This is a genomic window from Novosphingobium sp. FG137 (assembly GCF_057809735.1).
In genome coordinates, this window is record NZ_JBMDKN010000003.1 from 318,745 (window position 1) to 334,862 (window position 16,118).

At 65.3% G+C, this 16,118-nt stretch carries 16 protein-coding genes; 4 read left to right on the forward strand and 12 right to left on the reverse strand.

What is annotated here, in order from left to right:
- Positions 1 to 6: 6 nt before the first annotated feature.
- The 6 genes from rpsD to rpiB form a co-directional block, all read right to left on the reverse strand.
- A complete protein-coding gene (gene rpsD / locus ACODS2_RS11075; RefSeq protein ID WP_421838861.1) occupies positions 7 to 618 on the reverse strand; it encodes a 30S ribosomal protein S4 in 612 nt (203 codons plus the stop codon).
- 356 nt (positions 619 to 974) lie between these two features.
- Positions 975 to 1,712 (reverse strand): RNA methyltransferase, encoded by a 738-nt coding sequence (locus ACODS2_RS11080; protein ID WP_488998848.1) that lies wholly within the window; start codon positions 1,710 to 1,712, stop codon positions 975 to 977.
- The gene (gene nrdR, locus ACODS2_RS11085; RefSeq protein ID WP_488998849.1) at positions 1,709 to 2,185 is read right to left on the reverse strand and encodes a transcriptional regulator NrdR; all 477 of its coding nucleotides are present in this window, start codon (positions 2,183 to 2,185) and stop codon (positions 1,709 to 1,711) included. The genes ACODS2_RS11080 and nrdR overlap by 4 nt, the downstream gene beginning before the upstream one ends.
- 6 nt (positions 2,186 to 2,191) lie before the next feature.
- Complete coding sequence (locus ACODS2_RS11090) at positions 2,192 to 2,395, reverse strand: hypothetical protein (protein WP_298174153.1); 204 nt, start codon at positions 2,393 to 2,395, stop codon at positions 2,192 to 2,194.
- A gap of 3 nt (positions 2,396 to 2,398) precedes the next feature.
- The gene (gene glyA, locus ACODS2_RS11095) at positions 2,399 to 3,709 is read right to left on the reverse strand and encodes a serine hydroxymethyltransferase (protein WP_488998850.1); all 1,311 of its coding nucleotides are present in this window, start codon (positions 3,707 to 3,709) and stop codon (positions 2,399 to 2,401) included.
- Between the two features lie 12 nt (positions 3,710 to 3,721).
- The gene (gene rpiB / locus ACODS2_RS11100) at positions 3,722 to 4,162 is read right to left on the reverse strand and encodes a ribose 5-phosphate isomerase B (protein ID WP_488998851.1); all 441 of its coding nucleotides are present in this window, start codon (positions 4,160 to 4,162) and stop codon (positions 3,722 to 3,724) included.
- Positions 4,163 to 4,378: 216 nt separating this feature from the next.
- Here rpiB and ACODS2_RS11105 point away from each other — a divergent pair, with 216 nt between their 5' ends.
- The 3 genes from ACODS2_RS11105 (at position 4,379) to ACODS2_RS11115 (ending at position 7,865) form a co-directional block, all read left to right on the forward strand.
- Entirely contained in the window at positions 4,379 to 6,064 is a 1,686-nt protein-coding gene (locus ACODS2_RS11105) for a M20/M25/M40 family metallo-hydrolase (RefSeq protein ID WP_488998852.1), read from the forward strand.
- Between the two features lie 65 nt (positions 6,065 to 6,129).
- The gene (locus ACODS2_RS11110) at positions 6,130 to 7,413 is read left to right on the forward strand and encodes a flavin-dependent oxidoreductase (RefSeq protein WP_488998853.1); all 1,284 of its coding nucleotides are present in this window, start codon (positions 6,130 to 6,132) and stop codon (positions 7,411 to 7,413) included.
- Positions 7,410 to 7,865 (forward strand): DUF3237 domain-containing protein, encoded by a 456-nt coding sequence (locus ACODS2_RS11115; protein ID WP_488998854.1) that lies wholly within the window; start codon positions 7,410 to 7,412, stop codon positions 7,863 to 7,865. The genes ACODS2_RS11110 and ACODS2_RS11115 overlap by 4 nt, the downstream gene beginning before the upstream one ends.
- 81 nt (positions 7,866 to 7,946) lie before the next feature.
- Here ACODS2_RS11115 and ACODS2_RS11120 read toward each other — a convergent pair whose 3' ends face one another.
- The 5 genes from ACODS2_RS11120 to ACODS2_RS11140 form a co-directional block, all read right to left on the reverse strand.
- A complete protein-coding gene (locus tag ACODS2_RS11120) occupies positions 7,947 to 9,254 on the reverse strand; it encodes a hypothetical protein (RefSeq protein WP_488998855.1) in 1,308 nt (435 codons plus the stop codon).
- A gap of 86 nt (positions 9,255 to 9,340) precedes the next feature.
- Positions 9,341 to 11,353, reverse strand: a complete 2,013-nt coding sequence (gene rpoD, locus ACODS2_RS11125; RefSeq protein ID WP_488998856.1) for an RNA polymerase sigma factor RpoD — start codon at positions 11,351 to 11,353, stop codon at positions 9,341 to 9,343.
- A gap of 45 nt (positions 11,354 to 11,398) precedes the next feature.
- Positions 11,399 to 13,270, reverse strand: coding sequence for a DNA primase (gene dnaG / locus ACODS2_RS11130; RefSeq protein WP_488998857.1), 1,872 nt, complete (start codon positions 13,268 to 13,270; stop codon positions 11,399 to 11,401).
- A complete protein-coding gene (locus ACODS2_RS11135; RefSeq protein ID WP_488998858.1) occupies positions 13,270 to 13,722 on the reverse strand; it encodes an endonuclease domain-containing protein in 453 nt (150 codons plus the stop codon). The genes dnaG and ACODS2_RS11135 overlap by 1 nt, the downstream gene beginning before the upstream one ends.
- Positions 13,723 to 13,796: 74 nt before the next feature.
- Positions 13,797 to 14,249, reverse strand: a complete 453-nt coding sequence (locus ACODS2_RS11140) for a GatB/YqeY domain-containing protein (RefSeq protein WP_488998859.1) — start codon at positions 14,247 to 14,249, stop codon at positions 13,797 to 13,799.
- Positions 14,250 to 14,411: 162 nt separating this feature from the next.
- Here ACODS2_RS11140 and carA point away from each other — a divergent pair, with 162 nt between their 5' ends.
- The gene (carA, locus tag ACODS2_RS11145; protein WP_488998860.1) at positions 14,412 to 15,581 is read left to right on the forward strand and encodes a glutamine-hydrolyzing carbamoyl-phosphate synthase small subunit; all 1,170 of its coding nucleotides are present in this window, start codon (positions 14,412 to 14,414) and stop codon (positions 15,579 to 15,581) included.
- Between the two features lie 140 nt (positions 15,582 to 15,721).
- Here the strand turns inward: carA and ACODS2_RS11150 are convergent, their stop codons facing one another.
- Positions 15,722 to 16,081 (reverse strand): endonuclease domain-containing protein, encoded by a 360-nt coding sequence (locus tag ACODS2_RS11150; RefSeq protein WP_488998861.1) that lies wholly within the window; start codon positions 16,079 to 16,081, stop codon positions 15,722 to 15,724.
- Positions 16,082 to 16,118 lie beyond the last annotated feature (37 nt).

Consider the following 16,118-nt stretch of genomic DNA (forward strand, 5'->3'; position numbering starts at 1 on the left):
CGTGGATCAGCGTGAGTAGAACTCGACGACCAGGTTCGGTTCCATCTTCACCGGGTAGGGCACTTCATCCAGCGTCGGGACGCGAACGAAGGTCGCCTTGTCGGCTTCGGCGGCGACGTAATCGGGAATGTCACGCTCGGCCAGCGACTGGGCTTCGGCGATCAGCGCCATTTCCTTGGCCTTGGGGCCGAGGGTCAGCACGTCGCCCGGGCGGACGCGGCGGCTGGCGATGTTGCACTTCACGCCGTTGACGCGGATGTGGCCGTGGCTGACGATCTGGCGGGCCGAGAAGATCGTCGGCGCGAACTTGGCGCGGTAGACGATCATGTCGAGGCGCTGTTCGAGCAGACCGATGAGGTTCTGGCCGGTATCACCCTTCATGGACGCCGCTTCCTGATAGGTGCGCTTGAACTGCTTTTCGGTGACGTCGCCGTAGTAGCCGCGCAGCTTCTGCTTGGCGCGCAGCTGGATGCCGAAGTCCGACACCTTGCTCTTGCGGCGCTGGCCGTGCTGGCCGGGGCCATAGGCGCGGCGGTTGACCGAGCTCTTCGGGCGGCCCCAGATGTTTTCGCCAAGACGGCGGTCAATCTTGTGCTTCGATGCCTTGCGCTTCGACATGGCAAGTCCTTTCAATTTGCTATGCGGCCAGCCTGAGCCGACCTATGGGAACCAGCCTTGAGGCCGGCGTTTCGTAGACCCGGAACCGCACCATGTTCCCATACGGGGCATGCGGCCACTGCTTCACCGGGCGTGCAGGGCCAATTGCGAAGGCGCGCCTAGACCAGCGAATGCGGGGAATGTCAAGGCGGGAGTGCGTTTCCTGCGTGGATGCGCAGAGAAGCAGGAAGAGATGGTTCGCGCAGAGATCGCAGAGTTCGCAGAGACGGGTTGAAGACCTTCGGTGCAGCCAACTTCGGCTCTCTCTGCGAACTCGGCGATCTCTGCGCGAACCAATATGGAAATAGGGACAGTCCCTATTTGTCCCTCGGGCCGGGCTTGCGCATGAGGGTGGTGAGCACGCCGCGCATGGTGCGCACTTCGAGGTGATTCCAGCCGGGCTTGGTCAGCATGTTGCGCAAGGTGCGGTGGGTCACGTCGGCGCGGCTGTAGGGTTCGAAGTAGCCGCGCGGCTCAAGGAGGCCGGTGATGTGGCCGATGAGACCTTCGAGCTCCTCCTGCGGGGCAGGGGGGAGGAGGGGGTCTTCGGCTGGCGGCTGCGTGAGGCCGGCCTGGGGCGCATGCTTGGACCATTCGTAGGCGCACAGGATGACTGCTTGCGCGAGATTGAGCGAGCCGAATTCGGGGTTGATCGGCACGGTGATGATGCTGCGGGCAAGCGCGACATCATCTGTTTCGAGGCCGGAGCGTTCGGGGCCGAAGACGAAGGCGGTTCCGCCCACGGCGGTGGCGGCTTCCTTCGCGGCTTCCTCGGGCGTGAGGACAGGCTTGGTGACGCCGCGTTTGCGCACGGTGGTGGCATAGACATGCGCGCAGTCCGCTACCGCATCGGCCAGGGTTTCGTAGACTTCGGCGTTCGCGAGCACGATGTCTGCGCCGGCGGCGGCGGGACCGGCACTAGGATTGGGCCAGCCATCGCGCGGGGCGACGAGGCGCATGCGGGTGAGGCCGAAGTTCAGCATGGCGCGCGCGGCCTTGCCGATGTTTTCGCCGAGCTGGGGCCGGACGAGGACGATAACGGGGTTTGCAGTCACTTCCCGCCGACCTCGCGCACGGTGCTGGCGAATTCCTCGAAATCGCGCGCTTCGGTGAAATCGCGGTAGACGGATGCGAAGCGGATGTAGGCGACGCTGTCGAGCTGGCGCAGGCCTTCCATCACCATTTCGCCGATCTGGCGGCTTTCAACTTCGGCATCGCCCAGCGTTTCGAGCTGGCGCTGGATGCCCGAGACGAGGCGTTCGATGCGTTCGGGCGCGACCGGGCGCTTGCGGCAGGCGAGCGCGACGGACTGTTCGATCTTGGCGCGGTCGAAGGGTTCGCGTCGAGGTTCGCCGCCCGGCACGCCCGCCTTCACCACCATGACCTCGCGCAGCTGCACGCGCTCGAACGTGGTGAAGCGCGCGCCGCAGCCTTCGCACTGGCGGCGCCGGCGGATCGAGGTGTTGTCCTCGCTCGGCCGGCTGTCCTTTACCTGACTCTCTTCATGGGCACAGAAGGGGCAACGCATGCGGTATTATTTTATGCGCTGCCAGAAGGCATAGCCTGCGCCGACGGCAAGGCCGAGGGGCAGCGACACGAACGGGAGCAGCGCGCCCGCCACGGCGCCGATACCCGCGCCGATCAGGACCGGCTTGGTCGACGGGTGGTCCATGCCCTGCTTCGCCATGCCGCTGATTTCAGTCTGGGCGCGGCCCAGAAGATCGTTGTTGTCAGACATGGTTCAAAGCTCCGGATAGATGGGGAAGCGGGCGCACAGGGATTCAACCCGCTCGCGCACGCGTTGTTCCACCTGACCATCGCCTTCATCGCCATTGCGCGAAAGGCCATCGACGACTTCGGCGATAAGGGCACCGATCTGGCGGAATTCGTCCTCGCGGAAGCCGCGGGTGGTGCCGGCGGGGGTGCCGAGCCGGATGCCCGAGGTGACGAAAGGTGAGCGCGTATCGAAGGGGATGCCGTTCTTGTTGCAAGTGAGCCAGGCGCGGTCGAGGCCCTTCTCGGCAGCCTTGCCGGTCACGTCCTTGGGCGTGAGATCGACCAGCATCGAGTGGTTGTCGGTGCCGCCCGAGACGATGCCGAGGCCGGCTTCCTGCAGGCTCGCGGCGAGCGCGCGGGCGTTGGCGACGACCTGGTGGGCGTAGGCTGCAAATTCGGGCTTCAGCGCTTCGGCAAAGGCGACGGCCTTGGCGGCGATGATATGCATCAGCGGGCCGCCCTGCATGCCGGGGAACACCGCCATGTTGATCTTCTTGGCGAGCGCTTCATCGTTGGTGAGGATCACGCCTGAGCGCGGGCCGCGCAGCGACTTGTGCGTAGTGGTGGTGACGACATGGGCGTGCGGGATCGGCGAGGGATGCGCGCCGCCCGCGACGAGGCCGGAGATGTGCGACATGTCGACCAGCAGGTACGCGCCGATCTCGTCCGCGATGGTGCGGAAGGCTTCCCAATCCCATACGCGCGAATAGGCGGTGCCGCCGGCGATGATGAGCTTGGGCTTGTGCTCATGGGCAGTGGCGCGGACCGCGTCCATGTCGATCTGGTGATCCTCGCGGCGCACGCCATAAGCGACCGGCTTGAACCACTTGCCCGACATGTTGACCGGCGAGCCATGGGTGAGGTGGCCGCCTGAATTGAGATCGAGGCCCATGAACGTGTCACCCGGCTCAAGCAAGGCGAGGAACACGGCCTGATTCATCTGGCTGCCTGAATTGGGCTGCACATTGGCGAACTGGCAGCCGAACAGCTGCTTCGCGCGCTCGATCGCGAGCGTTTCGACGACGTCGGCATATTCGCAGCCGCCATAGTAGCGCTTGCCGGGGTAGCCTTCGGCGTACTTGTTGGTGAAGACCGAGCCGGCCGCTTCAAGGCACGCAAGGCTGGTGATGTTCTCGGACGCGATCAGTTCGATCTTGGTCTGCTGGCGGTTCAGCTCACCGCGGATCGCGGCGTAGACTTCGGGATCGGCGGCGGCGAGGTGTTCGGTGAAGAAGCCGGCTTTGCGAATTTCCTGCGCTGGTGCTGCAATGTTCATCGGCGTAGCTCCTTATGCGAGGGCAGGGGTGGAAAGTTTGGCGACGCGGCCTTCGTGGCGGCCGCCGAGGAATTCACCTGCGAGGAAAGCCTCAAGGCAGGCCTTGGCCATTTCGGGACCGATCAGGCGGGCGCCCATGGCAATCGCGTTGGCGTTGTTGTGCGAGCGGCTGAGTGCGGCCGAGAGCGGCTCGTTGACCAGTGCGCAGCGCAGCGCCGGATGGCGGTTTACCGCGATCGAAATGCCGATGCCCGAGCCGCAGAGCGCGACGCCGCGATCTGCGTTGCCCGAGGCAACTGCTTCGGCGATCTTGTAGCCGTAGTCCGGGTAGTCGACGCTGGCGGTGCTGTCCGGCCCGAGATCGAGCACTTCGTGGCCGAGCGCGGCGATATGGGCGGCGAGTTCGGCCTTGAGATCGAAGGCGGCGTGGTCCGAGGCGATGGCGATGCGCATGGGCGGAGGGTGGTCCTGAGCCGGGGGATTCGTGTGTCCAGAGCGCTTTAGGAGGGTTGGCCGAGCTTTGCCAGTGCGCCCGATTGCCTTAAGTGCAGTATTAGGAAAAATAATAACAAGGAAGAACCCTTCCGCCGCATCAGTGCCGGGTCTGGGGGGTATGCATCTTGCGCAAACCTTTCGATCAGGCTTGGTTGCAAAGGAGAGGGAGAGAACATGAGCAAACGGCTGATCCTGCTGGCGGCGCTAGTGCTGGGCATTTTGCTGGGTATTCGTGCGACGACCCCGCCTGCGCCGGTGGGGGCCGATGCGCCGCCGCAGGTCTTTGCCGCCGGGCGCGCGATGGCCGATGTGCGCATGATCGCGGCGCGGCCGCACCTTGCCGCCTCGCCCGAGAACGTCGCCGTGCGCGCCCATATCGGGCGGCGGATGGCGGCAATGGGGATGGCGGTGCACGAGACGCCGTTCACCGCGCCGCCAGAGAGCGCCAAGCGGCTCGCGTGGTGGAGCGGGAAGGACGTGCCGGCGCCGGTGCTCACCAACGTGATCGGGGTGCTTCCGGGCAAGGACCGCAGCCTGCCCGCCGTGTTGCTGATGGCGCACCACGATACCGTGGGCGGATCGCCGGGGGCGGCGGATGATACCGCAGGCGTTGCATCGCTGCTGGAGACGGTTCGGGCGGTGAGGGCCGGGGGGCAGCCTGCGCGCGACCTCATCGTCCTCATCACCGATGGCGAGGAACTGGGGCTCGATGGGGCGCGGCACTTCTTTACCGCCGATCCCTTGCGCGCGCATGTCGGCGCGGTGATCAATGTGGAGGCGCGCGGCGGCGGTGGGCGGACGACGCTGTTTGAGACCTCGGCGGACAACGGCGCCGCGATTGGGCGGGCGGCGGGGGCGATCGCGCGGCCCGGCGGCTCCAGCCTCGCGGTGTTCATCTACAAGGTGCTGCCCAACGATACCGACCTCACCGAAACGCGCGGCGGTCCTTGGACAGGCTACAACTTCGCGTTCATCGGGCGTCCGCAGCTCTATCATTCGCCCAAGGCGACCCCCGATGCGCTCGATCAGGGGGCGCTGCAGGACATGGGCGCGCAAGTGCTCGATCTGACGCGGGCGCTGCTGATGGCCGAACCGCTGCCGGGCAGGGCGCCGGACGTGGTGTTCTTCGATGCGCTAGGCTTTGCGCTGGTGGTCTATCCGGCATGGGGTGGCTGGGCGATGCTGGCGGTGGGGGCCGTGTGCCTCGGCCTTGCCGCGCGGCGTGACGGCGGCTGGAGGGATGGCCTGGCGGGTGCTGCGCGGATGCTGGCGTTGATCGGGCTCGCCGGGGTGATGCTGTGGGCGGTGAACGCGCTTTCGATCGGGCCGGGCAAGGTGAATTACTATGACCGGCTGGCGGCGATCCCGCGGCTGGAAGTGATGGCGCTGTGCGGGGGGCTGGCGGCGTTCCTGCTGGCGCTGGGGGCATGGAAGGCCAAACCGGCGGGGCTGGTGGGCGCGGCGCTGCCGCTCTTCCTGCTGGGACTGGTGCTGCAAGCGCTGGCACCGACGGCGGCCTATATAGTGGTGTTGCCGGTCATGTTGGCGGCGCTCGCCATGGCGGCGGGCGAGAGTGCGGGCGGGCGGCTGGTCACGCTGGCGCTGGGCGCGCCGGTGATCGGCTACATGATCTCGATGGGCCATTTCGTGATGCAGGGCGTGGGCCCGAGCCTGCCGATGGCGGCCGCGCTGCCGCTAGCTCTCGCGGTGCTGGCTGTGCTGCCGCTGTGGGAGGGCCTGAGCGCGCGGACCACGCGGATGGCGGCGGCGGTGCTGCTGGTGGCGGCGCTGGGGACGGCGCTGACGGTGCGGCTCGATCCGCTGGCGGATACCGTTCCGCCCTACAGCGCGGACAAGTGAGAGCCGTTGCAACGCCGAAGCCGAGCCTGTAGCGCCGCTATGGAACATAACATTCGGGGGAATGGATGGCCCAGAACGAGGTCTTGATTGCGGGCGGCGGCATTGGCGGGCTGGTACTGGCGCTGACGCTGCACCAGATCGGCGTGCGCTGCACGGTGCTCGAAAGCGTGCGCAAATTGAGGCCGATGGGGGTGGGGATCAACCTGCAGCCCAATGCGGTGCGCGAACTGGAAGACCTTGGCATTGGCGAGGCCGAGCTTGACGCAGTCGGCATCCCGGCGCGCGAATGGGCGCTGGTCGGGCTGAACGGCAAGGACATCTATGCCGAGCCGCGCGGCAAGCTCGCAGGGTATCGCTGGCACCAGTATGCGGTGCACCGGGGGCAGTTTCATATGCTGCTCTACCGCACGGTGCTGGAGCGGCTGGGGCCGGACGCGGTGCGGCTGGGGCGGCGGGTTTCGGGCTATCGCAAGGGCGCCGATGGCGGCGTGACGGCGCTGGTCGAGCGGGCGGATGGCGGGCGCGAGGAGATCAGCGGCGCGCTGCTGATCGGCGCGGACGGCATCCATTCGGCGATCCGGGCGCAGATGCATCCCGAACAGCCGCCGATCCACTGGGGCGGGACGATCATGTGGCGCGGCACGGCGCGCGGGATACCGATCCGCAGCGGCTCCTCGTTCGTGGGGCTGGGGACGAGCCGGCACCGGGTGGTGCTCTATCCGATTTCGCACCCCGATGCGGACGGCATGGCGGACATCAACTGGATCGCCGAGCAGACCTTTGATGCAAGCCATGACTGGACGCAATCGGGCTGGTTCCGTCCCGTCGCGCTGGCCGAGTTTGCGCATGAGTTCGAAGGCTTTGTCTACAACTGGCTCGATCTGCCGGCGCTGCTGGCCGGGTCAGACGTGGCCTATGAAAACCCGATGATCGACCGCGATCCGCTGCCGACATGGGTGGACGGGCCGGTCCTGCTGATCGGCGATGCAGCGCATCCGATGTATCCGACGGGCTCCAATGGCGCTTCGCAGGCGATCATCGACGCGCGGGTGCTGGGGCGGATCATGACGCAGCAGGGGGTGAACGCGGGGACGCTGGCGGCGTTCGATGCCGAGCTGTGCGGCCCCATCGGCGCGGTGGCGATGCGCAACCGGGGGGCGGGGCCGTTCGGCCTGCTCAACATGGTGGACGAGCGCTGCGGCGGGCAGTTCGACGATATCGACGCGGTGATCCCGGCGGAAGAACGCGCGGCGTTCATGCTGGCGTACCAGAAGGCGGCGGGCTTTGCGAAAGAGCAGCTCAATGCGGCGCCGCCGACGATCCCGGCGGGGGCTAGGGTTTTGGTATGACGATAGCGCTGGAACATGTCTGCGATCTGGTGGTCGAACTTTCGCCGCCGCACGAAATGGGCGCGGCGCTTGCGGGCACACGGCGGATCATTCCGATTGTCGGCGGGACGGCGAGCGGCGCTCGGATCAACGGGCGCATCCTCAACGTCGGCGCAGACTGGCAGACGGTGCAGGCGGGCGGCGTGGCGCAACTCGACGCGCGCTATGCGATTGAGACCGACGACGGCGCGGTGATCGAAGTGGTGAGCCAGGGCATCCGCCACGCCTCCGCCGAAGTCGCGGCGCGGATCGTGGCGGGGGAGGCGGTGCCGCCTTCCGAATACTACATGCGCACCGCGATCCGGCTGGATAGCGGGCATCCGGACTACACGTGGGTGGCGCGCTCGATCTATGTCGCGGATGGCGGCAAGGTGGGGAATACGGTGCGGCTGGGGGTTTGGCGGGTGGGTTAGGCTGATAAGAGGAGCAGTCGATAAGGCAGCTTGGACAATCGACCTCTGCCTCGGAGAACAGGGGGCGCAAAAATTAACCCTTCAGTGCTCAGCTCTTTCCTGAAGTTGAATGGAAGCTGCACCCGTTGGTGATCCCCATCTAATGGCTGGCAGGGTGATCCAATGGAAGATATTGCGACCGTTGCTTGCAAGGGGCGGTACTTTATTCAGGAGACGCGGTGAAAATACGTTTAATGTCGCCGATGCCATCCGAAAACGAACCGATTGTGGATCGATGAGCTCGGTATAAACGATAGTCCCATTGGGATCGACCAATGCGCGGGTCGTTATCACACCACGCACAGCGTCAAGCTGCTGCTTTTTTCCTTCCAATAGCAATTTCTCGCCACCCAGTTCCTCCAACGTCGCCTTGCGGGGTGAAACAGGAATATCGTCCGAGCCATTGTGCTGTCGGGCGGCTTGGAGCATCAGATCGTAGTAGGGTTTATTGAGCCGCCCAAAACGGGCTAAGACCCTGACGGCCTCGTCAGGATGAGGCGCCCCAAACTTCCCCGCCATCTCAAACTCGGCCAGCGCGCGCGCTGCGAAAAGGTTGTCTGGTTGCGCGGACAAGAGCGACCTAGCGCGGGCCGGGGCCTTGCTGACGATCAGCTGGGCCAGCAAAACGCCAGCATCCTGCTTTCCGTTTGCAGCAGCCTCTTCAATCCATCGGAAGTTTTCCGGCTTGCGAGCTATCGTCAGCAGGTCGTCGCTTGGAGAAGACCCCCAATCTTCAGCCGTGACCTTCCATATGCCCAAAATGCGCGCTTTGAGGAAATACTGGCGTGCAAGCGCCGGGTTGGCTGGCGTGCCCACGCCCCTGCGACTGGCGATTCCCAGCCAGTAGAACACATTGTTCGGCCCGAAATTGCGGCCGGGTTGCTCTCCTGCGAGATACTCCATCAGTCTCACGCCCAGCTGCGGATCGGCCGGACAGGTGATAGACGATACGGCATCGAGCGCACGTTCCGCATTGACGATGCGCGGCTTCAAAAGGGCTCCGGCATAGAGATAGATGTCGTCTGCCCTTTGGCTGCCTAGAAGCGCGGCGGCCTCCCCTGCCTTTGGGAGCGAGGCAGCGATCATTTGCGCAGTTCGCAGGCCTTTGTCGCCGTATTCGCCGCCCGAACAGTTTGGTACGATTGCAGACAGGCGTTGCTCGTCCTGAATGGTCCATGACGTTTCGGCCGATGCAGGTGCTGCGGCAGAAATGCATGCCATCGCAAAAAAGATGCGCTTTCTAGTCATCAAACACCTTATCCTTGATGACGCAATGAGAGCAATGTCCGCCAATTCCCATGAAACTTCAATGGTTGCTTTTCCGCTCAATACCATTGAATCTTCGGCCATTCTCTCCCGACGAAACAATCCAGCGCGCAAATGAAAAGGGCCCCGCCGCAGCGGAGCCCCAATTCGTAAACAGGGACTGTCCCTATTTATTGATCCAGGAACGAACGCATCTTCCGTGACCGGCTCGGGTGCTTCAGCTTGCGCAGCGCCTTCGCTTCGATCTGGCGAATGCGCTCGCGCGTCACCGAGAATTGCTGGCCGACTTCCTCGAGCGTGTGATCGGTGTTCATGCCGATGCCGAAGCGCATGCGCAGCACGCGTTCCTCGCGCGGGGTGAGGCTGGCGAGGACGCGGGTGACGGTTTCCTTGAGGTTGGCTTGAATCGCCGCGTCCACCGGGATCACCGCGTTCTTGTCCTCGATGAAATCGCCGAGGTGGCTGTCTTCCTCGTCGCCGATCGGCGTTTCGAGGGAGATCGGCTCCTTGGCGATCTTCATCACCTTGCGGACTTTTTCGAGCGGCATCGACAGACGCTCGGCCATTTCCTCCGGCGTCGGCTCGCGGCCCTGCTCGTGCAGGAACTGGCGGCTGGTGCGCACCAGCTTGTTGATCGTCTCGATCATGTGAACCGGGATGCGGATCGTGCGCGCCTGATCGGCAATCGAGCGCGTGATCGCCTGCCGGATCCACCAGGTGGCATAGGTGCTGAACTTGTAGCCGCGGCGGTACTCGAACTTGTCGACCGCCTTCATCAGGCCGATGTTGCCTTCCTGAATGAGATCCAGGAACTGCAGGCCGCGGTTGGTGTACTTCTTGGCGATCGAGATCACGAGGCGCAGGTTCGCCTCGACCATTTCCTTCTTGGCGATGCGCGCCTCGCGCTCGCCCTTCTGGACCATGTTCACGATGCGGCGGAACTCACCGAGCGACATGCCGGTGGCGGCTGCGATATCGGCGATCTCGGCGCGGATGCGCTCGACCGGATCGGCTTCGTTCAGCGCGAAGGCGGCCCACTTCTTGTCGCGGGTCGCAAGTGCCTGCAGCCAGCCCTCATCAAGCTCGCGCCCGACGTACTGATCGAGGAAGTCCTTGCGCGGCACCTTGTGGCGCTCGGCCAGACGCAGCATCTGGCCGCCGAGCGTGGTGAGGCGGCGATTGAAGGCGTAGAGGTTGTCGACCAGATACTCGATCTTGGTCGCGTGGAACTGCACGCTTTCGACCTGCGCGGTGAGATCCTCGCGAAGCTGCTGGTACTGAAGTTCCTTGGCGGCGGGGAAATCGAGCCCGGCGCCGAGCGCGTTCAGCCGCTGCGCCTGCACCATTTCGAAGGTGCGGAACAGGCTGGTGATATGGGCAAACTTCTCGAGCGCTTCGGGCTTGAGCTGCGCTTCCATCTGCGCGAGGCTGAGGGTGTTGTCCTCTTCCTCTTCCTCGGCCGGGCGCTTGGCGCGGCGTTCGGTGAGCTCGTCGTCCTCGTCTTCGGCGGATTCCTCCTCCTCGACGTCCTCTTCTTCCTTGAAGGAGGGGCCGGCCGTGGCTTCGCTGATCTCGCCGTCACCGGTTTCCTCGCCGTCCTCGGAGAGGTTCTCGGGCTGCGGCTCCTTTGAGAGCATCGCGTCGAGATCGAGGATCTCGCGCAGCTGCATTTCGCCCGCGTTGAGCGCCTCGGACCACTGGATGATCGCGTGGAAGGTGATCGGGCTTTCGCACAGGCCCAGGATCATGGTGTCTCGGCCGGCCTCGATGCGCTTGGCGATGGCGATCTCGCCCTCGCGGCTCAAGAGCTCGACCGCGCCCATTTCGCGCAGGTACATGCGCACCGGATCGTCGGTGCGTTCGATGGTTTCCTTGCGCTTCGAGACAAGGTCCGGGCGCTCGTCGACCTGTTCGGCCTCGTCGGCGTCGTCTTCGGCGGCCTTGTCTTCAGGATCGACCGCGTCCTCGTCGCTCTCGACGATGTTCACGCCCATCTCCGAGATCGCGGCCATGATGTCCTCGATCTGGTCGGCAGACATCTGGTCCTGCGGCAGGGCCTCGTTGAGTTCGTCTACTGTGATGATCCCGCGCCGCTTCGCGCGGGCAATCAGCTTCCGGATGGAAGCATCGTTGAGATCGATCAGCGGAGCGTCGCCGGTGTCAGTCGTGTCGTTGGAAGCCATCTAATCCCGGTACCATCTGTGCGCGCGCGGACTGCAACTCCCCTGTTACATCCCGGCGCGGGTGCGGCCCATTTGCCCCAACCGGGCCAGCAGCGCCAGCCTTCGTTGCAGCAAACGTTGCTGTTCGGCGAATGTTTCGTCGGAAAACTCCGCTTCATGCCGACGCGTGGCCTCTGCCAGCGCGGCTTCGACGGCCGGCAATCCGACCAGCAGATCGACCGCTTCGGCGAGTTCCTCCGCCGCATCGGGTGCCTTGCCGTCCAGAAAACCGAATCGCATTCCGGCGTAATCGTCCGCCAGCGGTGCCCGGAGGCCCCGTCTTGCCAATATGGTAAGAACATTGCTGCTTTCAAGCGGCTGCCCAGGACTTTGGGCACCGCTGTGGACCATATCGATCAGCGCATCGAGCAGCGCGGCAAGGCCGGGATCGGCAACCTCGAGCCGGGCGAGCGTTTCGGCGTGGCGCGCGATCTGCTGCGGCTGATCGATCAGGCCGGTGAGGACCGCCGCGAGCAAGGGTCGGCCTTCGCCCACGGCCTGCATCCGCGCGGTGACGGAGGCCGAAAGCGGCGGCGGCGCGGGCTTCCACGGGCCTTTCCGGCCGGGACCCGGGCTGCGCTGCGCGGGTTGGAACGGGGGCCGCTCGCGCTGGGGGTAGGCGAGCGCGCCGAAGCGGTCGAGCAGATCGCGGCGGTAGAGCCCCTTGATATCGCCGTCGCCAATCGTCTCGACATGCGCCATCAGGCGGGCTTTGAGCCCGGCCTTGTCCTCAGGCGTGGCGAAGGGGCCGGCCTGGCGCTCGATATCCCAGAGCACTTCGACCATCGGGCGCGCGGCGGCGAGGACCTCTTCCATCGCAGGGGCCCCGCGCTGCTTGATGAGGTCATCGGGATCGAGCCCGGCGGGAAGCACCGCGATCCGGAGCGAATGGCCGGGGCGCAGCAGCGGCAGCGCGCGGACAATGGCGCGCGCGGCGGCGCGTTGGCCGGCGCTGTCGCCGTCGAAGCACAGCACCGGGCATTCGGTCATCCGCCAGAGCCGCTCGATCTGGTCTTCGGTGAGCGCCGTGCCCAAAGGGGCAACCGCCTCGCTGATGCCCGCAGCGGCGAGCGCGACGACATCCATATAGCCCTCGACCACGACGACGCGGCCGGACTGGCGGCTGGCCGGGGAAGCGCGGTGCAGGTTGTAGACCGTGCGGCCCTTGTCGAAGAGCGGGGTATCCGGGGAGTTGAGGTACTTGGGTGCGTCCGTTTTCGTCTTGTCGAGGATGCGGCCGCCGAAGGCGATCACGCGGCCGCGCGGATCGCAGATCGGGAGCATCAGGCGGCCGCGAAACCGGTCGTAGGGATCGCGGCCTTCGACAACGATCCTGAGGCCCGCCTCGATCAACATGCCTTCCGGGAACTGGGAGAGCGCCTCCTTCAGCGCGGTGCGGCTATCGGGCGCGTAGCCGAAGCCGAACTCCTTGACGACATTGGCCGGAAACCCGCGCGAGGCGAGGTAGGCGCGGGCCTGCGCGCCCTGATCCTCGGCGAGGCTTTTGACGAAGAAGGCCTGGGCTGCGGCCATGACATCATGGAGCGACTTCTGCTCTTCAGCCCGCTTTGCCGCGCGGGGATCGGGCGCGGGGACTTCCATGCCCGCGCTTGCGGCGAGTTCCTTCACCGCGTCGAGGAAGGGCAGGCCCTGATGGTCGGTCATCCAGCGGATCGCGTCGCCATGCGCGCCGCAGCCGAAGCAATGATAGAAGCCCTTCTCGTCGTTGATCGTGAAGCTGGGCGTCTTTTCGTTGTGGAACGGGCAGCAGGCCTTGAACTCGCGCCCTGCCTTCTGGACGCGCACGCTGCGCCCGATCAGCGCGGAGAGCGAGACGCGGGTGCGCAGTTCTTCGAGCCATTGGGGGGTTAGGGACATCAGGGCCTTCCACCGCGCAGCGGGTGGATCCACAAACTCCCCTCCCGCTCGCGGGAGGGGCTGGGGGAGGGCATGTTATCGAGCGTTTCCCCGATACGAGCCACAACACCCTCAAGATTGTCCATCACTTCGTAATTCCAGAACCGCACGACCTTGTAACCCTCGCTTTCGAGGAAGCGGGTCCGGCGCGCATCATAGTCCACTGTTGCAGAGTGCTGACCGCCATCGAGTTCGATGACAAGGCGCTTTTCCCGGGAGGCAAAGTCACAGATGTATTGACCGACGGGAAACTGACGGTTGAAGCGCACCCCTCGTACCTGTCGCGCTCTTAGAGCGCCCCAAAGCTTGCGTTCGGCTTCGGTGGCATTCCTGCGCAATTCCCGCGAGCGTGGGGTGGGGCGGGAGTAGCCCTTGTCATTCTCCCGGAACCACTCTTTGCCATGCTCGTCCAAGTATGCTCTCCGAATGGTCGGGCTGCTGCGCGAACATGCCCTCCCCCAGCCCCTCCCGCAGGCGGGAGGGGGGTCTATGCCAGCGCCGCCTTCACCAGACCGCTCGCTTTGCCCATATCGAGCTGGCTGCCGTGGCGGGCCTTGAGGGTGGCGACAACTTTGCCCATGTCCTTCATCGAGGTTGCGCCGAGTTCGGCCTTGATCGCCTCGATCGCGGCCTTGGTGTCGTCCTCGCTCATCTGGGCGGGGAGGAATTCCTCGATCACCGCGAGCTCGGCCTGCTCGATATCGGCGAGCTCCTGGCGGCCGCCCTCCAGATAGAGCGTGATCGATTCGCGGCGCTGCTTGGCCATCTTCTGGAGGACGTCGACCACCAGCACATCGTCATCGGGCGTGCTGGATGCGGTGCGCAGCTCGATGTCCTTGTCCTTCAGCTTGGCAAGGATGAGGCGGACGGCGGCGAGGCGGGGTTTGTCGCCTGCTTTCATGGCACTGATCTGGGCGGCCTTGATCGTATCGCGGATCATGAGAGTACGTATTCCTGTGGATGGAGCGCCGTCACACGGCGCGAGACCCTGTGACTTAGGCGAAACTTTCTGCCTTCGCTAGGTTGACGGCAAGGGTCGAGGGGCCTAGCGACCGAGCCTTAGCGACATCGCCAGAACCATGCCCACGGAGCGCCCCCTACAATGGCCGACCCCGCCTACACGCACGCGCCAAAACCAGCTGGAGCCACGGGCGTTCTCGTCCTCGCCGATGGTTCGGTGGCCTGGGGTCGCGGCTTTGGTGCGGTCGGCACGGCGGTGGGCGAGGTGTGCTTCAACACCGCAATGACGGGCTATCAGGAAGTGCTGACCGACCCTTCCTACGCCGGGCAGGTGGTGACTTTCACCTTCCCGCATATCGGCAATGTCGGCACAAACCCTGAGGACATGGAAAGCCATGACGTGCCGGGCGCCATCGGCCTCGTGGTGCGCGAGGATGTGACCGATCCGGCCAACTTCCGCAGCGTGGAGCCGCTGCAGGCCTGGCTTGCGGCGCGGGGCAAGATCGGCCTCTCGGGGATCGACACCCGCGCGCTGACGCGGCGCATCCGGCTGGCCGGCGCGCCCAATGCGGTGATCGCGCATGATCCGGAGGGCCAGTTCGATATTCCGGCGCTGATCGCCGAGGCGCAGGGCTGGCCCGGCCTTGAAGGCATGGACCTGGCCCGCGTGGTGAGCCGCGAGGAGCAGGACGAGTGGCAAGGCGGCGTCTGGCATCTGGGGCAAGGTTATGCCCGCTCGCCGCACGATCCGCGGCCGCATGTCGTGGCGATCGATTATGGCGCGAAGGACAATATCTTCCGCAATCTGGTGCGGGCCGGCGCGCAGGTGACGGTGGTTCCCGCCGAAACTGCGCTGGAGACGGTGCTGGCGCTGGAACCGGCGGGTGTGTTCCTTTCCAACGGGCCGGGCGATCCGGCGGCGACGGGGGCTTACGCGGTGCCGGTGATCCAGGGGCTGCTGGAGCGCGACATTCCGGTCTTCGGCATCTGCCTTGGTCACCAGATGCTCGGCCTCGCGGCGGGCGCGCGCACGATCAAGATGCACCAGGGCCACCGCGGCGCGAACCACCCGGTGAAGCGCCATGCGGATGGCGTGGTCGAGATCACCTCGATGAACCACGGCTTTGCGGTGGACAATTCCGCGCTGCCCGAGGGCGTGGATGAGACGCATGTTTCGCTGTTCGATGGCTCGAACTGCGGGATTTCGATTTCTGGCAAGAAGGCGTTCGGCGTGCAGTATCACCCCGAGGCGAGCCCGGGACCGCAGGATAGCTTCTATCTGTTTGAGAAGTTTGTGGGGATGCTGGGGTGAGGTGCTATCTCGATAACCCGGTTACCCCCACCCAACCCTCCCCCGACCGGGGGAGGGCTTTTTCGGTTGAGCACCGCAGTGGCGCATCGCGCAACCTGCCCCTCCCCCGGTCGGGGGAGGCTGGGTGGGGGTGCTCGGCGCTAGAAGGGATCGCTGCGATTTCGGGCGAGCGCGAGTTCCTGCGCGATCGCCGTCAGGACGCCGTCCGTGTTGGCGAGGACATCGTTGTTCCAGAAGCGGATCACGCGGTAGCCTTGGGCTTCGATCAGGCGCGTGCGCGCCGCATCTGCCTCGCTATCGGCGTGTTGCCCTCCGTCGAGTTCGATGGCGAGGCGCAAACTGCGGCACGCAAAATCGACGATAGCATTGCCGATGGGATATTGCCGGGTAAAGCGCGCGCCAAGTTGTTCGCCTCTCACCCGAGACCAAAGGCGTTTTTCCGCTTCCGTAGGATCTTTGCGCAGTTTGCGCGCCACCGGCGTCAGGCGTTTTTCGCTCATGCGTCGTGCACCCCCACCCAACCCTCCCCCGACCGGG

What these genes read in the sequence shown, in the direction of transcription:
- rpsD (WP_421838861.1), bottom strand. Translation starts at nt 618, where the DNA reads ATGTCGAAGCGCAAGGCATCGAAGCACAAGATTGACCGCCGTCTTGGC.
- nrdR (WP_488998849.1), bottom strand. Translation starts at nt 2,185, where the DNA reads ATGCGTTGCCCCTTCTGTGCCCATGAAGAGAGTCAGGTAAAGGACAGC.
- ACODS2_RS11090 (WP_298174153.1), bottom strand. Translation starts at nt 2,395, where the DNA reads ATGTCTGACAACAACGATCTTCTGGGCCGCGCCCAGACTGAAATCAGC.
- glyA (WP_488998850.1), bottom strand. Translation starts at nt 3,709, where the DNA reads ATGAACATTGCAGCACCAGCGCAGGAAATTCGCAAAGCCGGCTTCTTC.
- rpiB (WP_488998851.1), bottom strand. Translation starts at nt 4,162, where the DNA reads ATGCGCATCGCCATCGCCTCGGACCACGCCGCCTTCGATCTCAAGGCC.
- ACODS2_RS11105 (WP_488998852.1), top strand. Translation starts at nt 4,379, where the DNA reads ATGAGCAAACGGCTGATCCTGCTGGCGGCGCTAGTGCTGGGCATTTTG.
- ACODS2_RS11110 (WP_488998853.1), top strand. Translation starts at nt 6,130, where the DNA reads ATGGCCCAGAACGAGGTCTTGATTGCGGGCGGCGGCATTGGCGGGCTG.
- ACODS2_RS11115 (WP_488998854.1), top strand. Translation starts at nt 7,410, where the DNA reads ATGACGATAGCGCTGGAACATGTCTGCGATCTGGTGGTCGAACTTTCG.
- ACODS2_RS11120 (WP_488998855.1), bottom strand. Translation starts at nt 9,254, where the DNA reads ATGGCCGAAGATTCAATGGTATTGAGCGGAAAAGCAACCATTGAAGTT.
- rpoD (WP_488998856.1), bottom strand. Translation starts at nt 11,353, where the DNA reads ATGGCTTCCAACGACACGACTGACACCGGCGACGCTCCGCTGATCGAT.
- dnaG (WP_488998857.1), bottom strand. Translation starts at nt 13,270, where the DNA reads ATGTCCCTAACCCCCCAATGGCTCGAAGAACTGCGCACCCGCGTCTCG.
- ACODS2_RS11140 (WP_488998859.1), bottom strand. Translation starts at nt 14,249, where the DNA reads ATGATCCGCGATACGATCAAGGCCGCCCAGATCAGTGCCATGAAAGCA.
- carA (WP_488998860.1), top strand. Translation starts at nt 14,412, where the DNA reads ATGGCCGACCCCGCCTACACGCACGCGCCAAAACCAGCTGGAGCCACG.
- ACODS2_RS11150 (WP_488998861.1), bottom strand. Translation starts at nt 16,081, where the DNA reads ATGAGCGAAAAACGCCTGACGCCGGTGGCGCGCAAACTGCGCAAAGAT.